18 protein-coding genes are annotated in these 21,130 nt (G+C 68.2%); 5 read left to right on the top strand and 13 right to left on the bottom strand.

What is annotated here, in order from left to right; translation table 11 throughout:
- From A5694_RS07885 to A5694_RS07875, 3 genes are read right to left on the bottom strand one after another with little or no spacing between them, the layout of a single operon-like run.
- Window positions 1-1,242 carry a glutamate-5-semialdehyde dehydrogenase gene (locus A5694_RS07885; RefSeq protein ID WP_064921273.1) on the bottom strand — a complete coding sequence of 414 codons (1,242 nt, stop codon included), beginning with the start codon at window positions 1,240-1,242 and terminating at the stop codon, window positions 1-3.
- The gene (locus A5694_RS07880) at window positions 1,239-2,651 is read right to left on the bottom strand and encodes a mechanosensitive ion channel domain-containing protein (RefSeq protein WP_064921272.1); all 1,413 of its coding nucleotides are present in this window, start codon (window positions 2,649-2,651) and stop codon (window positions 1,239-1,241) included. Before A5694_RS07880 ends, A5694_RS07885 begins: the two co-directional genes overlap by 4 nt.
- Window positions 2,648-4,822, bottom strand: a complete 2,175-nt coding sequence (locus tag A5694_RS07875) for an adenylate/guanylate cyclase domain-containing protein (RefSeq protein WP_428844263.1) — start codon at window positions 4,820-4,822, stop codon at window positions 2,648-2,650. Before A5694_RS07875 ends, A5694_RS07880 begins: the two co-directional genes overlap by 4 nt.
- Window positions 4,823-4,888: 66 nt before the next feature.
- Between A5694_RS07875 and A5694_RS07870 the strand changes: the two genes are divergently transcribed.
- On the top strand, window positions 4,889-5,761 hold the full coding sequence (locus A5694_RS07870) for a ribokinase (protein ID WP_082952571.1): 873 nt from the start codon (window positions 4,889-4,891) through the stop codon (window positions 5,759-5,761).
- 51 nt (window positions 5,762-5,812) lie between these two features.
- On the opposite strand, the gene A5694_RS07865 is transcribed toward A5694_RS07870, so the two are convergent.
- Window positions 5,813-6,556, bottom strand: a complete 744-nt coding sequence (locus A5694_RS07865) for a methyltransferase domain-containing protein (protein WP_064921269.1) — start codon at window positions 6,554-6,556, stop codon at window positions 5,813-5,815.
- A 15-nt stretch (window positions 6,557-6,571) separates the two neighbouring features.
- Window positions 6,572-8,626, bottom strand: a complete 2,055-nt coding sequence (locus A5694_RS07860; protein ID WP_064921268.1) for an NAD(+) synthase — start codon at window positions 8,624-8,626, stop codon at window positions 6,572-6,574.
- Window positions 8,627-8,685: 59 nt separating this feature from the next.
- On the opposite strand from A5694_RS07860, the gene A5694_RS07855 reads away from it, so the two are divergent.
- The 3 genes from A5694_RS07855 to A5694_RS07845 are packed head-to-tail and all read left to right on the top strand — an operon-like array spanning window position 8,686 to window position 11,349.
- Window positions 8,686-9,225 (top strand): cysteine hydrolase family protein, encoded by a 540-nt coding sequence (locus A5694_RS07855; RefSeq protein WP_064921267.1) that lies wholly within the window; start codon window positions 8,686-8,688, stop codon window positions 9,223-9,225.
- 4 nt (window positions 9,226-9,229) lie between these two features.
- Entirely contained in the window at window positions 9,230-10,087 is an 858-nt protein-coding gene (locus A5694_RS07850; protein WP_064921266.1) for an NAD-dependent protein deacetylase, read from the top strand.
- Between the two features lie 14 nt (window positions 10,088-10,101).
- Window positions 10,102-11,349 (top strand): MFS transporter, encoded by a 1,248-nt coding sequence (locus A5694_RS07845; RefSeq protein WP_109535632.1) that lies wholly within the window; start codon window positions 10,102-10,104, stop codon window positions 11,347-11,349.
- A gap of 66 nt (window positions 11,350-11,415) precedes the next feature.
- Here the strand turns inward: A5694_RS07845 and A5694_RS07840 are convergent, their stop codons facing one another.
- Entirely contained in the window at window positions 11,416-12,675 is a 1,260-nt protein-coding gene (locus tag A5694_RS07840; RefSeq protein WP_064921264.1) for a cytochrome P450, read from the bottom strand.
- A gap of 104 nt (window positions 12,676-12,779) precedes the next feature.
- On the opposite strand from A5694_RS07840, the gene A5694_RS07835 reads away from it, so the two are divergent.
- Window positions 12,780-13,415 (top strand): TetR/AcrR family transcriptional regulator, encoded by a 636-nt coding sequence (locus A5694_RS07835; RefSeq protein ID WP_064921263.1) that lies wholly within the window; start codon window positions 12,780-12,782, stop codon window positions 13,413-13,415.
- Window positions 13,416-13,423: 8 nt separating this feature from the next.
- On the opposite strand, the gene A5694_RS07830 is transcribed toward A5694_RS07835, so the two are convergent.
- The 7 genes from A5694_RS07830 to ndk all read right to left on the bottom strand — a co-directional run bounded on the left by A5694_RS07830 (window position 13,424) and on the right by ndk (window position 21,093).
- Complete coding sequence (locus A5694_RS07830) at window positions 13,424-14,173, bottom strand: PE-PPE domain-containing protein (protein ID WP_064921262.1); 750 nt, start codon at window positions 14,171-14,173, stop codon at window positions 13,424-13,426.
- An 11-nt stretch (window positions 14,174-14,184) separates the two neighbouring features.
- A complete protein-coding gene (gene proB / locus A5694_RS07825) occupies window positions 14,185-15,288 on the bottom strand; it encodes a glutamate 5-kinase (protein WP_064921261.1) in 1,104 nt (367 codons plus the stop codon).
- Window positions 15,285-16,730 carry a GTPase ObgE gene (gene obgE, locus A5694_RS07820; RefSeq protein ID WP_064921260.1) on the bottom strand — a complete coding sequence of 482 codons (1,446 nt, stop codon included), beginning with the start codon at window positions 16,728-16,730 and terminating at the stop codon, window positions 15,285-15,287. Before obgE ends, proB begins: the two co-directional genes overlap by 4 nt.
- Before the next feature lie 102 nt (window positions 16,731-16,832).
- Window positions 16,833-17,099 carry a 50S ribosomal protein L27 gene (gene rpmA, locus A5694_RS07815; RefSeq protein WP_064921259.1) on the bottom strand — a complete coding sequence of 89 codons (267 nt, stop codon included), beginning with the start codon at window positions 17,097-17,099 and terminating at the stop codon, window positions 16,833-16,835.
- Window positions 17,100-17,112: 13 nt separating this feature from the next.
- A complete protein-coding gene (gene rplU, locus A5694_RS07810; RefSeq protein WP_064921258.1) occupies window positions 17,113-17,424 on the bottom strand; it encodes a 50S ribosomal protein L21 in 312 nt (103 codons plus the stop codon).
- A 139-nt stretch (window positions 17,425-17,563) separates the two neighbouring features.
- Entirely contained in the window at window positions 17,564-20,302 is a 2,739-nt protein-coding gene (locus tag A5694_RS07805; RefSeq protein ID WP_064921257.1) for an Rne/Rng family ribonuclease, read from the bottom strand.
- 344 nt (window positions 20,303-20,646) lie between these two features.
- Window positions 20,647-21,093 (bottom strand): nucleoside-diphosphate kinase, encoded by a 447-nt coding sequence (gene ndk, locus A5694_RS07800; protein ID WP_064921303.1) that lies wholly within the window; start codon window positions 21,091-21,093, stop codon window positions 20,647-20,649.
- Window positions 21,094-21,130: the final 37 nt, after the last annotated feature.

Below are 21,130 nucleotides of genomic sequence, written 5' to 3'. Positions count from 1 at the left end.
TTAGACGGGACGGGTGTGGCCGTCACCCCACACGATCCATTTGGTCGAGGTCAGCTCCGGCAGGCCCATCGGACCACGCGCGTGCAGTTTCTGGGTGGAGATGCCGATCTCGGCGCCGAAACCGAACTGCTCGCCGTCGGTGAACGCCGTCGAGGCATTGACCATGACCGCGGCGGCATCGACCTGCTCACTGAACCGCTGAGCGGCGGCCATGTTGGTGGTGACGATGGCCTCGGTGTGACCGGTGCCGTATTCGTTGATGTGCTCGATGGCGTCCTCGAGCCCGTCGACCACCGCGCACGCGATGTCCATCGCCAGGTACTCCCGACGCAGGTCGTCCTCGGCGGCGTCGCTGTGCACCGTGACCCCGGCGGCGGTCAGCGCATCCACCAGCCGGGGCAGCGCCGTCTCGGCGATGGACCTGTCGATCAGCAGGGTCTCGGCCGCGTTGCAGACGCTGGGCCGCCGGGTCTTGGAGTTCAGTAGCACCTGTTCGGCGACAGCCAGGTCGGCGGACTCGTGGACGTAGACGTGGCAGTTGCCGACGCCGGTCTCGATGGTCGGCACCAGCGCATCACGAACCACGGCCTCGATCAACCCGGCCCCGCCGCGCGGAATGACCACATCCACCAGGCCACGAGCCTGGATCAGGTGGGTGACACTTGCGCGGTCGGCCGCGGAGAGCAGCTGCACGGCGTCGGCCGGCAGATCCTCCGCGGTCAGGGCACCCCGCAGGACGTCGACCAGGGCTTGGTTGGAGTGCGCCGCCGACGAGCTGCCGCGCAGCAGCGCGGCGTTGCCGGACTTCAGCGTCAGCCCGAACGCGTCCACGGTGACGTTGGGCCGGCCCTCGTAGACCATTCCCACCACGCCGAGCGGCACCCGCTGCTGGCGCAGCTGCAGCCCGTTGGGCAAGGTATAGCCGCGCAGCACCTCGCCGACCGGATCGGGCAGCCCGGCAACCTGGCGCAGCCCGGCGGCGATTCCGTTGACCCGCTGGGGGTTCAGCACCAGCCGGTCCAGCATGGCCTCGGGTGTGCCGGCGGCCCGGGCGGCGGCCAGGTCTTCGGCATTGGCGGCCAGGATGTCATCGCTGTGAGCCAGCAGTGCATCGGCTGCGGCGTTCAGCGCACTGTTCTTGGCCGCGGTGGACAACGCCGTCAACGCGCGCGAGGCGATCCGGGCTCGGCGGGCGGCGTCGTGGACCTCTTGGCGCAGGTCGGGAAGCACAGGGACGCTCATCGCCCCAGGGTATCGGCGAAGGGCAGATCCGGCGAAACGGCCCCGGTCTGGTGCGGGCGTCGGCGCTGATCGATGATCCGGCCCAACTCCTGCAACAGCAGCGGCTTGGCCATCACCAGGTCTTCGATGTGGTCGCGGTCGATCACCACCGCGGTCACTTCCTCCAGCGCGTAGGCGTCGAACTGGCTGGCTTCTCGGGTCAGGGTGGTGACGCCCAGGAACGCGCCGTGCCGCAGCGTGGTGTCCGGGACGGCCGGATCCGTGCCGGTGATGCGGACGCTGCCTTCGGTCAGGAAGGTCATGGCGGCCGGCACCTGACCGGCCTGTTCGAGTGCTTCGTCGGTGCCGTAGCGGACCACGGTGGCATACGGCGCCAGGGCTTGTTGGTCGGCCTCGGTCAGCCGCAACGCGGGTGCCACCACCGTCCGCAGCGCCTCGGCGACCCGCTCCGGCGTCGAGAACTCATCGTCGGCGTCGTCGAGGTGCAGGCCTTCGCGCCGAGCGGCATACCAGAGCCACCGCAGGAAGGTGGCTTGCGCCGCACCGTCGTCGACCGGGGAGTCCAGCGCGATGGTGGTCCGGTATTGGCCACCGCCCAGCGCCACCGAGCCGGGCACCTCCCCGGCGGTGCGCAGCGGCAGTGCCGCGGCGATCCGCGATAATAAGGAACACACCCGGTCGGGTGGGTCGGCGGCGGCGAACGTGGTGGTGACCGAGACCCGGTGCACCCCACCGGAGCGGCTGATGTTGGTGAACGAGGTGCCCGCCAGCACCGAGTTCGGGGTGACCTGCAGCCCGTCGGAGGTCCTGATGTGTACCGCGCGCCAGTTCACCTCGACGACCTGGCCGCGCGCCGTGGGCGTGGACAGCCAGTCGCCGATCCGGAACGGCTGCTCGAACAGCATGAACAGACCCGAGACGATCTGGCCGACCGAATTCTGCAGCATCAAGCCGATGACCACCGACGTCACGCCCAGCGCGGTGAACAGTCCGCCGATCTTGGCGCCCCAGACGTGGGACAGGATCAGCGCCAGGCCCAGTCCGATCAGCAGGAAGCGGGCGACGTCGATGAAGATGGTCGGGATCCGGCCGCGCCACGAGCCTTTCGGAGCGCTCTGGAAGAAGGTGACGTTGAGTCCGGACAGCAGCAACACCAGCAACATGAAGCCGAACACGGTGAAGATGACCCGCACCGTCGGATCCTGAGTTGCTACCCCGGCTACCGGCACCAGCAGCACCAGCAAGGCGCCGAGCGGCAAGAGGTAATTGCGGATCAGCGCCACCGGCCGGGCCAGATAACTGGCCCGCCGCACCAGCGCGACATGCCATTCGGTGAACAGGATCAGGCCCGCAGGCAACCCGACCGCGACACCGAGCGCCCAGTAGAACCATGTCCCGAAGACGTTCACGATTTCTCCGACAAGCGCCAGGTCTGCTGTTCGGTGTCCCCGATCAGCACGGTGCCGGCCGGAGCGAACTCCTTGCTCTCGGCGAGCATGTCGCGCACCACCGTGGTGACATAGATGCCGGGTTCTGATGTGGCCCTACGTAACTGGTAGGTGAGGTTGACCGCCGAGCCCCACAGGTCGTAGGTGACCCCGGAGCGGCCCACCAGCCCGCTGACGACCTCCCCGGTGTTGACGCCGGCCCACAGGTTCAGCCGATGGCCGGTTTTGACGTCGAACCGGTCGACGATGCGCTGCATCTCGCAGGCGAACTCGACGATGCGGTGCACGCCGTCCAGCCGTGGGGTGGTCAAGCCGCAGCCGGCCAGGTAGCCGTTGTACATGGTGCGGATTCGTTCGACACCAACGACTTCGGCCGCCGCGTCGAACTGCCTGACCAGCTCGTCGACCATCGTCACCAATTCGTTCGCGGACACCTCGGCGGACAGGTCGTCGATCCCGTGCAGTTCGGCGTAGACGACGCTGACGTTGTGATGTTCCTCCGCGATCGCCTGTTCGCCGCCGCGATAGCGCCGCACCACCGACTCGGGCATCAACGACAGCAATAGCTCGTCGTTCTGCTTGCGCTGCTCGGTGAGCAACTCCTCCTTGATCCGCAGGCTGCGGCTCATGTCGTTGAACGCCTTGGTGAGATCGCCGATCTCATCGGCCGCCCGGGTCGACACCGCGGCGCTGTAGTCGCCGGCGCTGATCCGCTGGGCGGCGGTCTGCAGCCGCCGGATCGGACGCAGGAACAGCCGGGCGAGCACCATGGCCAGCACGCAGATGGCGAAGATGACCGCGGTGGTGGCCAGCACCACCCTCCGGCTGAACGACGTCACCCCGGCGTAGGCGTCGGAGTAGTCCCGGGTCGCCAGGATCGACCACTGCAGCTCCGAATTGGGGATCGTGAACGGCGCGTACGCCGTCAGCTCGCGGTTGCCCAGATAGTCGTATCCGGTATTGAGCGTGCCGGTCTGGCCGCGTTGGGCGGCATGCAGTCCCGGCGAGTCCACCGGCTGCACCAGGGTCGTGGTGCCCAGCCGCAGCGCCTTCTCCACCGTCGCCACCGCGGTGCCCGCGGCCACCGCTTCGCGGCGATAGGCCTCCGGGTCCTCCAGAAACAGCCGCGAATCCGAGCGCATCAACTCGTCCGGGCCGGCGAGGTAGGTCTCGGTGGTGTGCCCCACCCCGGCGGCTTTCCAGTCGCGGTTGGCGGTCATGATCCGGTTGACCTTCGCGCTGGGCAGCGGCAACGCCATCACGCCCTCGACGGTGCCGGCGTTGCCGACCGGCGAGACCAGCCAGGCGGTGGGAGCGTCCAGATTGGGTTGGTACGGCTGATAGTCGGTGATCCAGACGAAGTTGACGGCGTTGGACGCCAACGCTTTGCGGTAGGCGTCGCGCAGGCTCGACTCGCGGTAGGGGCCGGTCAGCACATTGGTGCCCAGGTCCACACCCTTGTTCACGCTGTAGACCACATTGCCGCGGGTGTCGAGCAGCAACGCGTCCAGGTATTCGTTGCGGTTGACGATCTCGGTGAAGAAGCGGTCGAACTGGGCGTTTGCCGCCTGCCACGCACTGGAGTCGCCGGTGTCGTCGGGCTTCTTCGGTTCTCCGGTGAAGCCGGCGGTATAGCGGGCCTGCAGGTGGCGCTGCGCGGCCGATGTCGGCAACAGCGCGGCGATGTCAGCCTGTTCGCCGGTCCGTTCGGCCAGCTCGGTGACGAACTGGTCGCGGTAGTAATTCGCGATCGCGCGCTGCTCTTCGGGACTGACCGGGGCGTGGGCGAGTTCGTCGAATCCGGCGGTGAACGCCTTGAGCGCGTCGGCCGCGGTCGCTGTCCCGCTGAAAAGGACCAGCGAGTTCGTCATCTCGGCGAACAACGAGGTGACCGCACGGCGCTGCGCCTCCCGGGCCTGCACCAGCTTGCTCGTCGCGGCGCGCTGCAATTCGGCTGCGCCGTACTGGAATTCGACAAACCCGACGACGGCGACCGAGGCAATGCTGGTCAGCAGCAGGATCAGCATCAGCTTGGTCTGAATGCTGATCCGGGACGGCAAGCGCCGGCGTCGCCGTTCATCGCTCGTGCTGATATCCGACGGTGCCGAGCCCACTCGGCTGCTCCCTTCGATTAGGCGGACTGTCCCACCCTAGGGGATCTGCGACGTTGCGCGGCCGCGAATGGGAAGCTGGCAAGCATGGCGACCCGGGTGTGCGTAGTGGGCAGCGTCAATCTGGACACCGTGTTCACGGTGGCCGCACTGCCGGCCCCGGGCGAGACGGTGCTCGGCTCGGCACCGAGCACCCACCCCGGCGGCAAGGGCGCCAACCAGGCGGTCGCGGCCGCTCGGGCCGGTGCCCGGGTGCAGTTCGTCGGCGCGGTGGGCGACGACGACGCCGGCGTGCGGTTACGCCGGCACCTGCAGGGCAACGGTGTCGGCACCGAGGGGCTGCCGACGGTGCCGGGGCCCAGCGGGTCGGCGGTGATCACGGTGGACCCGGCCGGGGAGAACACCATCGTGGTGGCACCGGGCGCGAATGCCTCGCTGGCCTTGGATTCCGGCCAGCGCGCCCTGATCGCCGGCGCGCAGGTGCTGCTGGTGCAGTTGGAGATTCCGATCGACACGGCCACCGCGGCCGCGCGCCTGGCCCGGGCAGCCGGGGCGACGGTGATCGTCAATGTCTCCCCGATCGGCGCGGACCTGGAACTGGGCGAGTTGAGCGACCTGATCGACGTCGCCGTGGTCAACCAGACGGAGTCGGCGCAGTTCGACCACCCGGCACCGCACCGGGTGGTCACGCTGGGAGCGCGCGGTGCCCGTTATGCGGGGGCGGGCGGCACCGTCGAGATGCCGTCGCCGGTGGTCGATGCCGTCGACACCTCCGGCGCCGGTGATGTCTTCGCCGGCGTGCTGGCGGCCGAGTGGCCCGGCGGCGTCGCCCACGCGTTACGGCGCGCGTGTGCGGCCGGGGCACTGGCTACGTTGGTCGCCGGCGCCGGGGATTGCGCCCCGAATGCCGAGGCGATCAGCGCGGCGTTGGGCACCGACGAACCCGAACGTTGCACGTGATGTGCTCGATCCGAATACCGCAGTTCGATGTCCAGCACCTGAGCAAAGCGGTCACGCCTGCTTGCCCCGCACCCACTGGATGGTGCCGAAGTTCTTGGCCCGCACACTGGTGAAGCCGTAGCCCTCGAGGGTGTCGGCGATCTCGTCGTCGCCAAACACGCGCACGCCGGACTTCAACGGCAGCTGCCAGATCCGCGATGCCAAGCCGACCGTCGGCACCATCAGCGCGATCCGCCCCCCGGGCTTGAGCACCCGGGCCATCTCGCCCAGCGCCGCCATGGGGTCGGGGATCAACTGCAACACGGCGATCGAGACGACGGCGTCGACGGTGTTGTCGCGTAGCGGCAGCTGTTGGGCATCCGCGCGCAGGAATCCGGCCTGGGCGCCGGCTTGCACCCGCACCGCCCGGGCCAGCATCGGCTCGGAGACATCGACACCCAGCGCCAGGCCGTCGGCGCCGACGGCGCGGGCCAGCGAGGCGGTGATGCTGCCCGGACCGCAGCCGACATCGAGCGCCACCCCACCGGCCGGGATGTCCGGCCACTCGATCGGGTGCTGCCAGGCTTCGAGGAGTCGCCGCGCCAGCGTCTGGGCGTTGTCGTAGAACATCGACCCGAACGGCGAGGCCCACAGTCTCTGGATCGCACCGGTGTTCTGCGCCGAGCCGGAGTCCGCTTCTCCGCCCAGCAGGTCAAGATAGCCCCGGCTGACCACAGGATTCGACGGCGGATCGCTGAGCAACTCCATGGCCCGCTGCAACGCCGGTGACAACGGAAACCTTCGCATCTCGGCCATCGTCGGTGCTCCTCCCTACCCCTGCGGAATCTCCCGTTCGATTTCGTCGAGCCAGATCCGCGCCGACATGTCCGACGGCGCCCGCCATTCCCCCCGCGGCGACAGCGAGCCGCCGTGCGACACCTTCGGCCCGTTCGGCAATGCCGAGCGCTTGAACTGGCTGAACGAATAGAAGCGCTGCACAAAGACTTTCAGCCAGTGCCGGATGTCGGCCAGGGAATAGGCCTGCCGCTTGTCCGCCGGATACCCGGGCGGCCACGATCCGGCTTCCACGTCATGCCAGGCGTGCCAAGCCAAGAACGCGGTCTTGGCCGGCGAGAAACCGTGGCGCAGTGCCTGAAACAGTGCGAAGTCCTGTAACGAGTACGGCCCCACCTTGTCCTCGCTGCGCTGAATCTCCTCACCGTCGCTCGCCGGCACCAGCTCCGGGCTGATCTCGGTATTGAGCACCGAAGCCAGCACCGCGCAGACCTCGGCGTCGAACTCACCGGAGTTGATCACCCAGCGAATCAGGTGCTGGATCAGGGTTTTCGGCACTCCCCCGTTGACGTTGTAGTGCGACATCTGATCGCCCACCCCGTAGGTGGACCAACCCAGCGCCAACTCCGACAGGTCGCCGGTGCCCAGCACGATGCCGCCGCGCTGGTTGGCGATCCGGAACAGGTAATCGGTGCGCAGGCCGGCCTGCACATTCTCGAAGGTGACGTCGTAGACGGCTTCGCCACGGGCGAACGGATGCCCCAGCTCGGTCAGCATCAGCTTCGCGCTGTCGCGGATGTCGATCTCGGCGAACGTCACTCCCAGCGCCCTGCTCAGCGCGGCCGCGTTGGCCTTGGTGCGCTCACCGGTGGCGAAGCCGGGCAGGGTGAACGCCAGAATGTCACTGCGCGGCCGGTTTTCCCGGTCCATGGCCCGGGCGGCGACGATCAGGGCGTGGGTCGAGTCCAACCCGCCTGAGACCCCGAGGACCACTTTGGGATAGTTCAGCGCCCGCAGCCGCTGCTCGAGACCGGACACCTGGATGTTGTAGGCCTCGTAGCAATCCTGTTGCAGTCGCTGCGGATTGGAGGGCACGAACGGGAACCGCTCCACCACCCGTCGCAGCCCGATATTCCCGGCCGGCGGGTCCAGAACGAACTCCACCCGCCGGAAGGCCTGCACGGCATCCCGGTGGTGGCGGCGGTTGTCGTCAAAGGTGCCCATCCGCAGCCGCTCCGAGCGCAGCAGCCCGAGGTCGACATCGGCAACCGACCGGCGGGCTCCGCTGGGGAAGCGGTCACTGTCAGCGAGCAGTGTGCCGTTCTCCCAGATCATGGTCTGACCGTCCCAGGCCAGGTCGGTGGTCGACTCACCCTCGCCCGCGGCGGCATAGACGTAGGCGGCCAGGCAGCGCGCCGACGCCGACCGGGCCAGCAGGCAGCGGTCGTCGGCGCGCCCCACGGTGATCGGACTGCCGGACAGATTGGCCAACACCGTCGCGCCGGCCAGGGCGGCCTGGGCGCTGGGCGGCACGGGCACGAACATGTCCTCGCAGATCTCGACGTGCAGCACGAAGCCGGGCAGGTCGGTCGCGGCGAACAGCAGGTCCGGCCCGAACGGCACCTCGGCACCGCCCAGCCGGATCAGTCCGCGCTCATCGGCGCCGGCGGCCAACTGGCGGCCCTCGTAGAACTCCCGGTAGGTGGGCAGGTAGGACTTGGGCGCCACCCCGAGGATGCTCCCGCGATGGATGACCACGGCGGTGTTGTAGATGCGATGGGCGTAGCGCAGTGGCGCCCCCACCACCAGCACCGGCAATAGCTCCGTCGACGCCGCGGCCACCTCGAGCAGTGCCACCTCGACGGCGCCGAGCAAGCTGTCCTGCTGGACGATGTCGTCGATGGAGTATCCCGACAGCGTGAGCTCGGGAAAGACGGCCAGCGCGACGCCGTCGTCGTGGCACTCACGCGCCAACCGCAACACCGACTCGGCGTTGGCGGCCGGGTCGGCGAGCGTCGTGCGGTGGGTGCAGGCGGCGACGCGGACGAACCCGTGCCGGTAGGCGTTGTAGAAGTCCCCAGTAGAGTCCATTGCTCCCCATTGTCGCCCAGGACGGTGTCAACATGCAGCTTTCGGGTATCACCTAGGCCATGAGCGATACCGCCGTGGTCGTCGTCGACATGCTCAACGCCTACCGCCATGACGACGCAGCAGAACTGGCCGACAACGTCGCAAACATCATCGAACCGCTGGCCGACCTGGTCGAACGCAGCCGCGCCGACGACGACGTCGACCTGATCTATGTCAACGACAACCACGGCGACTTCACCGCCGGCTTCGCCGAGATCGTCACCTCGGCACTGCACGGCGCGCGTCCCGAGCTGGTGCGCCCCATCGTCCCGGCAACCGGCGATCGGCGGGTGACCAAGGTGCGCCACAGCGCCTTTTACTCGACTCCGCTGGAGTATTTGCTCGGCCGGCTCGGCACCCGGCGATTGATCCTGACCGGGCAGGTCACCGAGCAGTGCATCCTCTACACCGCCCTGGACGCCTACGTGCGGCATCTGCCGGTGGTGATCCCGGTCGATGCCGTCGCCCACATCGACGCCGGACTGGGCGCCGCGGCGCTGGAGATGATGTGCCGCAACATGGCTACCGAACGGTCGACCGCCGAAAAGTGCCTACGCTAGCCGGATGGGTGCATCCGAGCCGACGGTCTGCGACCTGCTGAGGCTGCTGGCGGGCCGGCGGGTCGCGGTGCTCACCGGTGCCGGCATCTCGACGGATTCCGGCATCCCGGACTATCGCGGCCCGGAGTCGCCGCCGAGCAACCCGATGACGATCGCGCAGTTCACCGGCGACCCGGTTTTTCGGCAACGCTACTGGGCCCGCAACCACTTGGGCTGGCGCCACATGGCCGACACCGCGCCCAACCCCGGGCACCTGGCGCTGGCCGCGCTGGAAGACGCGCGCGTGGTGAACGCGGTGATCACCCAGAACGTCGACCTGCTGCACACCAAAGCCGGGAGTCGCCGCGTCATCGATCTACACGGCAACTATGCGACGGTGGTGTGTCTGGGTTGCGGGAATTCGGTGAGCCGCGCAGTGCTGGCCGAGCAGTTGGAGCAGCTCAACCCGGGGTTTATCGAACGGGCGGGAAAGCTCGGTGGTATCGCCGTGGCGCCCGACGCAGACGCCGTCGTCACCGATACCGCATCCTTCCGTTTTGTCGATTGTCACCGCTGCGGCGGGATCCTCAAGCCAAACATCGTCTACTTCGGCGAAAGCGTCCCCAAAGACCGTGTCGCCCAGGCGTATTCGGTGGTCGACGAAGCCGACGCATTGCTGGTGGCGGGCTCGTCGCTGACGGTGTTCTCCGGCTACCGCTTCGTCAGGCACGCCGCGGCGCGCGGTGTGCCGGTCGCGATCGTCAACCGCGGTACTACCCGCGGCGATGAGCTGGCCGCGGTCAAGATCGACGGCGGCTGCTCCGCAGTGCTGGCGCTGTTGGCCGCCGAGCTGACCGGTGCGGTCTCGGCGCCGAGGCCATAAGGCACGATGTTCGGGTGAAACAGCGCCTGAACGCCGATCAGCGCAACGCGTTTCTAGCCGCCGTCCTGGGCTGGTCGATGGACGCCTTCGACTACTTCATCGTGGTGTTCGTCTACGCCGACATCGCCAAGACCTTCGGCCACACCAAAACCGAGGTGGCCTTTCTGACCACCGCCACGTTGGTGATGCGCCCGGTGGGGGCGCTGCTGTTCGGTTTGTGGGCCGACCGGGTCGGCCGGCGAATACCGCTGATGGTGGACGTGATCTTCTACTCGACGGTCGGATTCTTGTGCGCGTTCGCGCCCAACTTCACCGTGCTGGTGATCCTGCGCCTGCTCTACGGAATCGGCATGGGCGGCGAATGGGGGCTCGGCGCCGCACTGGCGATGGAGAAGATCCCACCCGAGCGTCGCGGCTTCTTCTCCGGGCTGCTGCAGGAGGGCTATCTGTTCGGCTATCTGGCCGCCACCCTGGCCTCCCTGCTGGTGACCGATTGGCTGGGACTGTCGTGGCGGTGGCTGTTCGGGCTTTCCATCCTGCCGGCAATGGTCAGCCTGCTGATCCGCTACCGGGTGTCGGAGTCCGAGGTGTGGCAGGCCACCCAGAATCGGATGCGGCTGACCCGCACCAGGATTCGCGATGTGTTCACCGACGCCAAGGTGATCCGCCGGTTCTGCTACCTGGTGTTGCTGATGACGGCGTTCAACTGGATGAGCCACGGCACCCAGGACATCTACCCGACCTTCCTGACGTCCACCGATGGCGCGGGCCTGTCCCATGTGACGGCCAAATGGATCGCGGTGATCTACAACATCGGCGGCATCATCGGCGGGCTGATCTTCGGTGCGCTGTCGCAGCGGTTGGGGCGTCGCTACGCGATCATCTGGTGCGCGGTGATGGGGTTGCCGATCGTGCCGCTGTTCGCGCTGTCGCAGAGCGCGGCGATGCTGTGCCTGGGCTCGTTTCTGATCCAGTTCTGCGTGCAGGGCGCCTGGGGGGTGATCCCGGCGCACCTGACCGAGATGTCGCCCGACGCGATCCGCGGCTTCTACCCGGGGGTGACCTACCAGCTCGGCAATCTGCTGGCCGCGTTCAACCTGCCGATCCAGGAGCACCTGGCTGCCTCCCACGGCTACCCGTTCGCGCTGGCGGTCACTTTGGTGCCGGTGCTGGTCGCTGTTGCAGTGCTGACCGCGGTCGGCAAAGACGCCACCGGGATCCGGTTCGGGACCGGCCACCCAACTCCCGCCGAACAGACGTGAAAGCACCCTTCTGCATGCAGAATGAGGGGTCTCGCGTCTGATCGTGCCCGCCTGAGCCGCCCTCGATCAGAACGTGCAGGGCATGGCACGAATGCCGTGAATGAAGCTGCCCGCCACGTACTCCGGCTCGCCGGCCTCGATACCCGGTAGCTGCCGCAGCAACTGGCCGAAGATGGCGCGCAGCTGAGCTCGCGCCACATGCGTTCCCAGGCAGTAATGCTGCCCGCCGCCGCCGAAGCCCAGGTGCGGGTTGGGATCGCGGCTCAGAAGCAGCCGGGCCGGCTCATCGAACACCGTCTCGTCCCAGTTGCCGGACGCATAGAACATCGCGACCTTGTCGCCAGCCCGAATGGTTTCGCCACCGAGCTCGTAATCGGTTGCGGCGGTGCGCCGAAACGTCATCACCGGGGTGGCGTAGCGAATGAACTCCTCGACGGCCGTCCCGATGCGGTGGTCGAAATCCTCCAGCAGCCAGGCCCGTTGCTCGGGGAAGTCGGTGAGCGCCTTGAGGGCGTGGCTGGTGGTCTGGCGGGTGGTGTCGTTACCGGCCACTGCGAGCAGCACGAAGTAGGCGGACACCTCAGCGTCGGTGAGCCGGTCACCGTCGACTTCGGTGTTCACCAGGCTGCTGAACAAGTCGTCGCCGGGGTGCTCGCGACGCTGCGCGGCCAGCGCACCGGCGACCTGATGTAAGTACATGATGTTCTCGCCCATCACCGCCAACGGGTCTCGCCCGGCGAGGAACACCGGGTCGCCCGCCGATACCAGCGCGTCGGCGGCATGGGCAACCTGTTCCCGCTCGGAAGGCGGAATTCCCATCATGTCCGACAGCGTGCGCAGCGGCAGTTCCTTGGCGCAGTAGTCGACGAAGTCGGCCCCGCTGCCGGCGGCCTTGAGTTCATCGACAATGGCCGTGGCGCTGGCGGTGATCGAGTCCTCGATGCGCCGGACCTGCCGGGGCGTGAACGCCGCGGTGGCCAGCTTGCGCAGTGTGGTGTGCCGCGGCGGATCCATGGCCAAGAAGGACTGCGTGGTTTCCAGCAGCTCCGGGGGAAAGTTCTCGAACTGCACACCCTTGCCGGACAGAAACACCTCGTTGGTGCGGCTCACCGTGACGATGTCGGCATGTCGGGTGACGGCCCAAAAGCCGTGATCGTCCGGATCGTTGAGCATGGCGTCTTCGACCGGCGGGTGCCAGCTCACCGGTCGCTCGGCACGCAGCACCGCGAATGAGCGTTCCCGCTCCGCGGCGGTACCTGCCCAGAACGCGCGGGACGACAAGTCGATCGGGTCGTAGCCGCGCAGCGGGGCGGATGGTTTTGTCATGGCTCCTCCTCGGCTTATGACGCCGGTCACAGTCAGCAATCCAGACAATAGGTCTAGACAGAATGTCTAGTCAAGCTGTTCCAGGGGCGGCTAAGCTTTGCTCCGTGGCTTCTGTGACCCGCAAGCCCCCGAGCAGCCGCCAGGAGCGGCGCGGTGAGATCGAGCGCCGCCTGCTGGATGCCACCGAGCGGTTGATGGGCGACGGTGCCAGCTTCACCGAACTCAGCGTGGACCGGCTCGCCACCGAGGCCGGGATGTCGCGCGCGAGCTTCTACATCTATTTCGAGGACAAGGGCCATCTGCTGCGCCGACTCGCCGACCAGGTATTCGGCGATCTCGCCGCGAGCGCCGAGCGCTGGTGGGGCGTGGCCGGGCGTCGTGATCCCGACGATGTCCGCGCTGCGATGGCCGCGATCATCGCCAGCTATCGACGGCACCAACCGCTGCTGATCGCGCTCAGCGAGATGGCCGGCTATGACCCGCTGGTGGCGGCCACGTATCGGGAGTTGCTGACCGGTATCTCCGGGCGGGTGGCGCAGGTGATCGAAGCCGGCCAGGCCGACGGCTCCATTCGCCGCGCGTTACCCGTCACCGCCACGGCCAGTGCCCTGACCTGGATGGTGGAGCGGGCGTGCCAGCAGAACCTGCCGGGCCGCGATACCGACTACGATTCCGAACTCGCCACCGCGCTGACCGAAATCGTCTGGGGCGCTTTGTATCTGAGTCCCGCCGGGAAATAGCGCGGGCACTACCTGTGCCAGGCTGAGCGGTCGTAGCAGGTCTCGATCCTACGACGCTGCTTTTTCAGCCGGGTGGGGAACAGCGCGGACAGGCCGCAGGCCGGCGGCAGGCGGGTCGGTGACAAGACGTAGGTGATGTTGCCGCGGTGCGTGCGCAGATTGTCGGGGCTGTTGATGTCGACTCGGAAATAGTTGTTGTGGACAGTCACAAGCCCCAGTAGAGCGTTGCGGACGCCCAGTGAACTGACCTGTGCTGCAGGACGATTGGGGAAGTCAGCCATGCCGTCGTACTGGCGGCACAGATCCGTCACCGCGAAGGGGGTGTCCGCCGGCACCCCGACGCCGCCGTAGTCGGGCAGTGTCATGAACCTGACCAGCTTGGGGTCAGCCCGATAAATGCCGTGGAACGGCTGTTCGGGGTTTGCCAGCAGCAGAAACGACACCTTGCCGGTGGGCACCGAGGAGGTGGGGCCGTACTCGCGCAGCCACTTGCAGGCAACCTGCGCCCCCATACTCACCGCGTAGACCAGCACATCGTCGGCTTCGGGGTGACCGTGAAAGTGCGCGGTCAGCATGTCGTCGAGGGCTTGTGCACCGCGTTGCACCGCGGTGACCGCAGGCACGTAACGCAGTCCTTCGAAGTAGGTGTTGGGGTACTTGACGGCTCGGATGGCCTTGCCCTTGGTGACCACACCCCGGCACATGAACCGCAGAAACCCGCTCCATCCCGCGCCGTCGATGGTGAAGACGGTGCTCACGGCGGCCGGCCCTACACGGCGACCAGGTCGTCGGCGTGCACGACCGGGCGGCGCGCATCCGGGGCCAGTTCGGCGGTGGAATGGCCGATCATCCCCGCCAGCTCCCCGGCGTCGTAGCCGACGACACCACGGGCCACCACCGACCCGTCCGGGCCGCACAGCTCGACCACGTCGCCGCCGTGGAACCGGCCCGACACTCCGGTGATGCCGGCCGCCAACAGGGAGCGCCGCCGGCTCAGCACCGCCTCAACCGCGCCGGCGTCCAGCGTCAACGTGCCCGCCGCATCGGCGGCGTGGCGCACCCAGAATTTGCGCGCCGACAACCGCTGCGAACGCGCTGCGAACACCGTGCCCACCGACGCATCCGACAGCGCGGCGGCGGCATCGGCGGCGGCGGCCAGCAACACCGGAACGCCCGCGTCGGCGGCCAGCAGCGCCGAGGACAGTTTCGACACCATGCCACCGGTGCCCAGGTGACTGCCTTCGCCGGCCACCACGCCGGTGAGGTCGTCCGGGCCGGTCACCTCGGGCACCAGGCGGGCCGGCCCCTTGCGGGGGTCGCCATCGTAGAGACCGTCGATGTCGGAGAGCAGCACCAGCGCATCGGCGCCGACCAGGTGCGCTACCAGCGCTGAGAGCCGGTCATTGTCGCCGAACCGGATCTCGTTGGTGGCCACCGTGTCGTTCTCGTTGACGATCGCCACCGCGTGCAGGGCACGCAACCGGTCCAGGGTGCGGGCAGCATTGGTGTGCGACACCCGCATCGATGTGTCCTGTGCGGTGAGCAGCACCTGCCCGACGGTTCGGCCAAACCGGCCGAACGCGGCACTCCAGGCGTTGACCAGCGCCACCTGGCCCACGCTGGCGGCCGCCTGCTTGGTGGCCAGATCGGTGGGCCGCTTGGATAACCCGAGCGGCTCCAGTCCCGCGGCGATGGCGCCGGACGACACGATCACCACGTCCGAGCCGGCCTTCATCCGGGCTTCGATCGCCTCGGCGAGCCCGGCGAGGCGGGCCGCGTCGAACATACCGTTCTCGGTGGTCAGTGCGGTGGTGCCGATCTTGACGACGACGCTGCGCGCGGTCCGGACCGCTTCGCGCGCCGCGGAACTCACGACTCCTCCGAGTGTTCACGGCGCTGCTTGCGCGCGGCTTTGCGTTCAGCGGCCCCGACCCGGTCGCTGCGCTCTACCCGAACATCGGTGCCCCGCCCGGACAACGTGACGTCGACCCCGGCCGGTGTGGCCGGCTCCCAGTCGAAGGTCATGTCCCCGATCGTCACCGCACAGCCCGGTGTGGCGCCCAGCCGCAGCAGCTCCTCCTCGACCCCGAGCCGGGCCAGCCGGTCACCGAGGTAGCCGACCGCCTCGTCGTTGTCGAAGTTGGTCTGGTGCACCCAGCGCTCGGGCCGTGAGCCGCGCACGATGAACCCACCGTCGCCGTCGGCTTCCACGGTGAACCCGGTCTCGCCCGCGGGTATCGGCCGGATCACCGGCCGGCGCGCCACCGGTTCCGGCTGCGCCGCACGATACGCCGACACCATCTCGGCCAGCGCGAAGATCAACGGGCGCAACCCTTCCCGGCTCACGGTCGACACCATGAACACCGGCCAGCCGCGCTCGGCCACGATGTCGTCACGGACAAACTCGGCCATCTCCCGCGCTTCGGGTACATCGATCTTGTTGAGCACGACCGCGCGCGGGCGGTCCACCAGGTCACCGAGGGCCGAATCCCCTTGCATGGTCGGCGTGTAGGCGGCCAGCTCGGCTTCGATGGCCTCGATGTCGGAGAGCGGGTCTCGGCCCGGTTCCGCGGTGGCACAGTCGATGACGTGTACCAGCACCGCACACCGTTCGATGTGGCGCAGAAAGTCCAATCCCAGCCCGCGGCCGGTCGACGCGCCCGGGATCAGCCCCGGGACGTCGGCGGCGGTAAAAGTGTTGTCCCCGGCGGAGACCACGCCCAGGTTCGGCGCCAGCGTGGTGAACGGGTAGTCGGCGATCTTCGGTTTGGCCGCCGAGATCACCGACACCAGGGCCGATTTGCCCGCCGAGGGAAATCCGATCAGGCCGACGTCGGCGACCGTCTTGAGTTCCAGGGTGAGGTCACGGGACTCGCCCTTCTCCCCCAGCAGCGCGAAGCCCGGCGCCTTACGGGCCCGCGACACCAGTGCGGCGTTGCCCAGCCCGCCGCGGCCGCCCGCGGCGGCTTCGAATCGGGCGCCCGCTCCCACCAGGTCGGCCAACAGCCGTCCGTGCTCGTCGAGCACCACGGTGCCGTCCGGCACCTTGATCTCCAGGTCGGATCCGGCGGCACCTTCTTTGTTGCTGCCCTGCCCCTGCTTTCCGGACGCAGCGTTGATGTGCGGCCGGAAATGGAAGTCCAGCAAGGTGTGCACCTGCGGATCGACGACCAGCACAACGCTGCCGCCGCGGCCACCGTTACCGCCGTCCGGGCCGCCGAGCGGCTTGAACTTCTCCCGGTGAATCGACGCGCAGCCGTTGCCCCCATTGCCCGCACGCACATGGATGACGACGCGGTCGACAAACCGGGACATCGGGCTTCCTCTCACCCATCCCACGCGTCGAGCGTGCAACCACTGCGAGTTTCGTCGCTCCTTCTCGCAGTCAGTACACGTTCGCGACGCAGGGCCGGTTGGTTAGCTCTCCGCGCGGGCGACAGGCACGATGTTGACGGTCTTGCGGCCACGCTTCAGGCCGAACTCGACCGCACCGGGCGCCGTGGCGAACAGCGTGTCGTCGCCGCCGCGCCCGACGTTGATGCCCGGGTGGAAGTGGGTTCCCCGCTGGCGGACCAGAATCTCGCCGGCCTTGACGACCTGGCCGCCGAACCGCTTGACGCCGAGTCGCTGCGCGTTGGAGTCGCGCCCATTGCGTGAGCTGGAAGCGCCCTTCTTGTGTGCCATCTCGTTCGCTCCCCTACTTGATTCCGGTGACCTTGAGCACGGTCAGCGGCTGACGGTGACCCTGCCGCTTGTGGTAGCCGGTCTTGTTCTTGAACTTGTGGATGCGGATCTTGGGGCCCTTGGTGTGCTCGAGCACCTCGCCGGTGACCGCGACCTTCGCCAGCTTGGCGGCGTCGGTGGTGACAGTGGAGCCGTCCACGACCAGCGCGACCGGCAGCGAAACCGATGCACCCGGCTCGGAATCGAGCTTCTCGACCTTGAGCACGTCACCGACGGCAACCTTGTACTGCTTGCCGCCGGTTTTGACGATTGCGTACGTCGCCATCGTTGGTGTCTTCCTCTTCTTTCCGAGCGCGCGCTATCGAGGCTCGCGTACAGCTGGGGTTTGTCGGCCGAGTCAGCCGGCCTGGTGACAACTGGTCTAGGGTACGTGACCAGCGACTACGGGGTCAAACCGGCCCTGCTCAGCTGGGCGGCCCGGCCGGCCGGGCCGCGGCCCGGCGCCGCCGGGGACGCTCGTAGGGCGCCGCGGCGACCACCGTGTCCCCATTGGACTCGTCGGACTCGTCGGACTCGTCGGACTCGTCGATGACATCCAGGTCATCGTCGTAGTCGTCGTCATCGTCGTCGAGATCGACCTCGACATCGTCATCGTCGGAGTCTTCCTCGGAGTCCTCGGTGTCCTCGTCGGTGTCGTCCTCGTCGATGTCTTCGTCCGCCGCCGCCTCCACGGCCTCGGCCGGCAGCTGCTCGTCGATCGCAACGTCGGGCTGCTCGTCAGGCTCCGTCGCGCCCTCCGGTTCCTCGACGTCGTCGTCGTGACGGTCGCTGGCCTTGGTCATAGTGGCCATCGCCTTGAACATCGGATGGTCACCGGGGGTGTGCACCGGAACCTTGGCCACCACCGGTTCGTCGGCCTTGGGCTTCTTCGAGCGCTTGCTGCGGCGGCTGCTCGGCTCGGCCTTACGGCCCGGCGCGGCCGAGTCGACCGGGTCGGCGTGCAGCATGATGCCGCGCCCGGCGCAGTGCTGACACGACGTGGAGAACGCCTCGATCAGCCCGGTGCCCAGTCGTTTGCGGGTCAACTGCACCAGCCCCAGCGACGTCACCTCCGAAACCTGGTGACGGGTGCGGTCCCGGCCCAGCGCCTCGGTCAGCCGGCGCAGCACCAGATCGCGGTTGGACTCCAACACCATGTCGATGAAGTCGATGACGATGATGCCGCCGATATCGCGCAGCCGCAGCTGCCGCACGATCTCCTCGGCCGCCTCCAGGTTGTTCTTGGTCACCGTCTCCTCGAGGTTGCCCCCGGACCCGGTGAATTTGCCGGTGTTGACGTCGACGACCGTCATGGCCTCGGTCCGATCGATCACCAGCGTCCCGCCCGAGGGCAGCCAGACCTTGCGGTCCATCGCCTTGGCCAGCTGCTCGTCGATGCGGTGCACGGCGAACACGTCCGGCCCGGCCTGACCGTCCGGCCCCTCCGGAGCCTGGTAGCGGGTCAGCTTCGGCATCAATTCCGGCGCCACCGAGCCGACGTACTCGGTGATCGTCGCCCAGGCGTCGTCACCAGATACCACCAGCTCGGAGAAGTCCTCGTTGAACAGGTCGCGGATCACCTTGACCAGCACATCGGGCTCTTCGTAGAGCGCCACCGCGGCACCGGCGGCTTTCGCCTTGGTCTCGGCGGCGGTGGCCTCGATCAGGTTCCAGCGTTCCTGGAGGCGTTCCACGTCGGCGCGGATGTCCTCTTCTTTGACGCCCTCCGACGCCGTGCGGATGATTACGCCGGCATCGGCGGGCACCACCTCGCGCAGAATCTCCTTGAGCCGCTGACGCTCGGTGTCGGGCAGCTTGCGGCTGATCCCGGTCGACGACGCCCCGGGCACGTACACCAGGTACCGGCCGGCCAACGAGACCTGGGTGGTCAGCCGGGCCCCTTTGTGCCCGATCGGATCCTTGCTGACCTGCACGACGACATAGTCACCGGGTTTGAGCGCCTGCTCGATCTTGCGATTGGCGCCACCCAGGCCGGCCGCCTCCCAGTTGACCTCACCGGCGTAGAGCACCCCGTTGCGGCCGCGGCCGATGTCGACGAATGCGGCCTCCATCGAGGGCAGCACATTCTGCACGATCCCCAGATAGACGTTGCCCACCAAGGAAGTAGAGGCGGCCGACGTGACGAAGTGCTCGACCATCACGCCGTCTTCCAGCACGGCGATCTGGGTGTAGCGGGCACCGGTGTGCGGCGGCTCGGTGCGGACCCGATCCCGGACCACCATCCGGCGTTCCACGGCCTCGCGGCGGGCCAGGAACTCGGCCTCGCTCAGGATCGGCGGGCGGCGGCGCCCGGCGTCGCGGCCGTCGCGGCGACGCTGACGTTTGGCCTCCAGCCGGGTCGATCCGGTGATGCCCTGGATCTCGTCGTCGGATGAGCTCTTCTCGCCCTTGGAGTTCCTGGCCGTCTTGGCGCGCGGAGTCCGCTCGTGCACGACGGTGTTGGGCGGGTCATCCGCGGAGCCGGTGTCCTCGTCCTCGCCGGTGCCGGACTTGCGCCGACGGCGACGGCGCCGACGCCGGGTGCCCGGCTCGTCGGCGGAGTCGGTGTCGTCGTCGCCGGACTCGTCGACATCCCCGGTCTCGTCGGATTCCGCGGCGGAATCGTCGTCGTCGGTGTCGTCGTCGGAGTCGGCCGCGTCGGCGGTGTCGTCGGCGGCTCCGCCGTCGGAGCCGCGGCCCCGTCCGCGGCCGCGGCGGCCGCGGCGGCGACGGCGGCTGGCGGGGCGGTCCCCGGTCTCGTCGTCGCCGTCGGGGCCGAGGTCGTCGTCCTCGTCGGATCCGTTGTCGTCGGACACCGGCGGCTCGAAGGAGATCGGCTGCGGTGCCACGAACAGCGGCATGTAGTCGACCCGCGTGCTGGCGGCCTCCGGGGCGGTCTCCAGCAGCAGCCGGGACTCGGGCTCCTCGGGAACCTCGGCGGACACCTCAGCTTCCGGCGCCACCTCTGCGGTGGGTTCCTCGACCGAACCCAGCAGATCACGGACCCGGACCGCCTCGACGCGGTCCACGCTGGAATGGGCGCTGCGTACCCGGCCGTCCAGCTCGGTCAGGGCATCCAGTACCCGCCTGCTGGTGGTGCCCAGTACCCGGGCGAGGGAGTGCACTCTCAGCCGGTCCGGCAACTCCTCCTGCTCGGCCGGCACCGCAGGTACATCTGAGTAAGGGCCCTTAAAAAGAGAGGGGTCTGCCACGTAGGTCTCCTCAAGCCCCCGGGCGCGTTGCTATGACGCGGCCACGCGAGGGCTTCTCGTTATTCGCCCGGCTCACTTCCCCGGGCTTGTGGTGGTCTCGCTCCGAGGGGTTCGGGTGGAACCGACTCGGTGCCTGGCTGAATGAGGACCGGCGATCGGCGCCGCATCACATATCGCGACCGTCGCACTCGCCTAAGTCTTCATTCGGGTGTCGGACACCGGTCCGGTGACGTTCACCCGATGGTCAGTATCCCACACAACCGGAGCAGCCCGGGCGAAAGGCATTAACTACGACGTCAGGCCAGTGTCATCGGAGACGTCGGCGCCGACGCCTTGAGGTCGGGGAACCACAGCGCGATCTCGCGCTCGGCCGACTCCGGCGAATCGGAGCCGTGCACCAGATTGAACTGGGTCTCCAGCCCGAAATCACCCCGGATCGTGCCCGGGGCGGCCTTGGCCACCGGGTCGGTGCCACCGGCCAGCTGCCGGAACGCCTCGATGGCCCGCGGGCCCTCCACCACGGCGGCGACCACCGGGCCGGAGGTGATGAAGTCCAGCAGCGAGGCGAAGAACGCCTTGCCCTCGTGCTCGCCGTAGTGCTGTCGGGCCACCGCCTGCTGCACCGGCCGCAGCTCCAGCGCCGCCAGCGTCAGGCCCTTCTTCTCGATCCGGCTGATGATCTCGCCCACCAACCGGCGATTGACACCGTCCGGCTTGATCAGCACCAAAGTCCGCTCAGTCATGAAGCGCCGCTCCTCCTCATCGCTGACGCTCTGCATC

The sequence above is a fragment of the Mycolicibacter sinensis genome, from assembly GCF_001667945.1.
Lineage (GTDB): Bacteria > Actinomycetota > Actinomycetes > Mycobacteriales > Mycobacteriaceae > Mycobacterium > Mycobacterium sinense_B.
The sequence above is the reverse complement of the archived record's forward strand: the minus strand, read 5'-3'. Positions and strand labels throughout refer to the sequence as shown.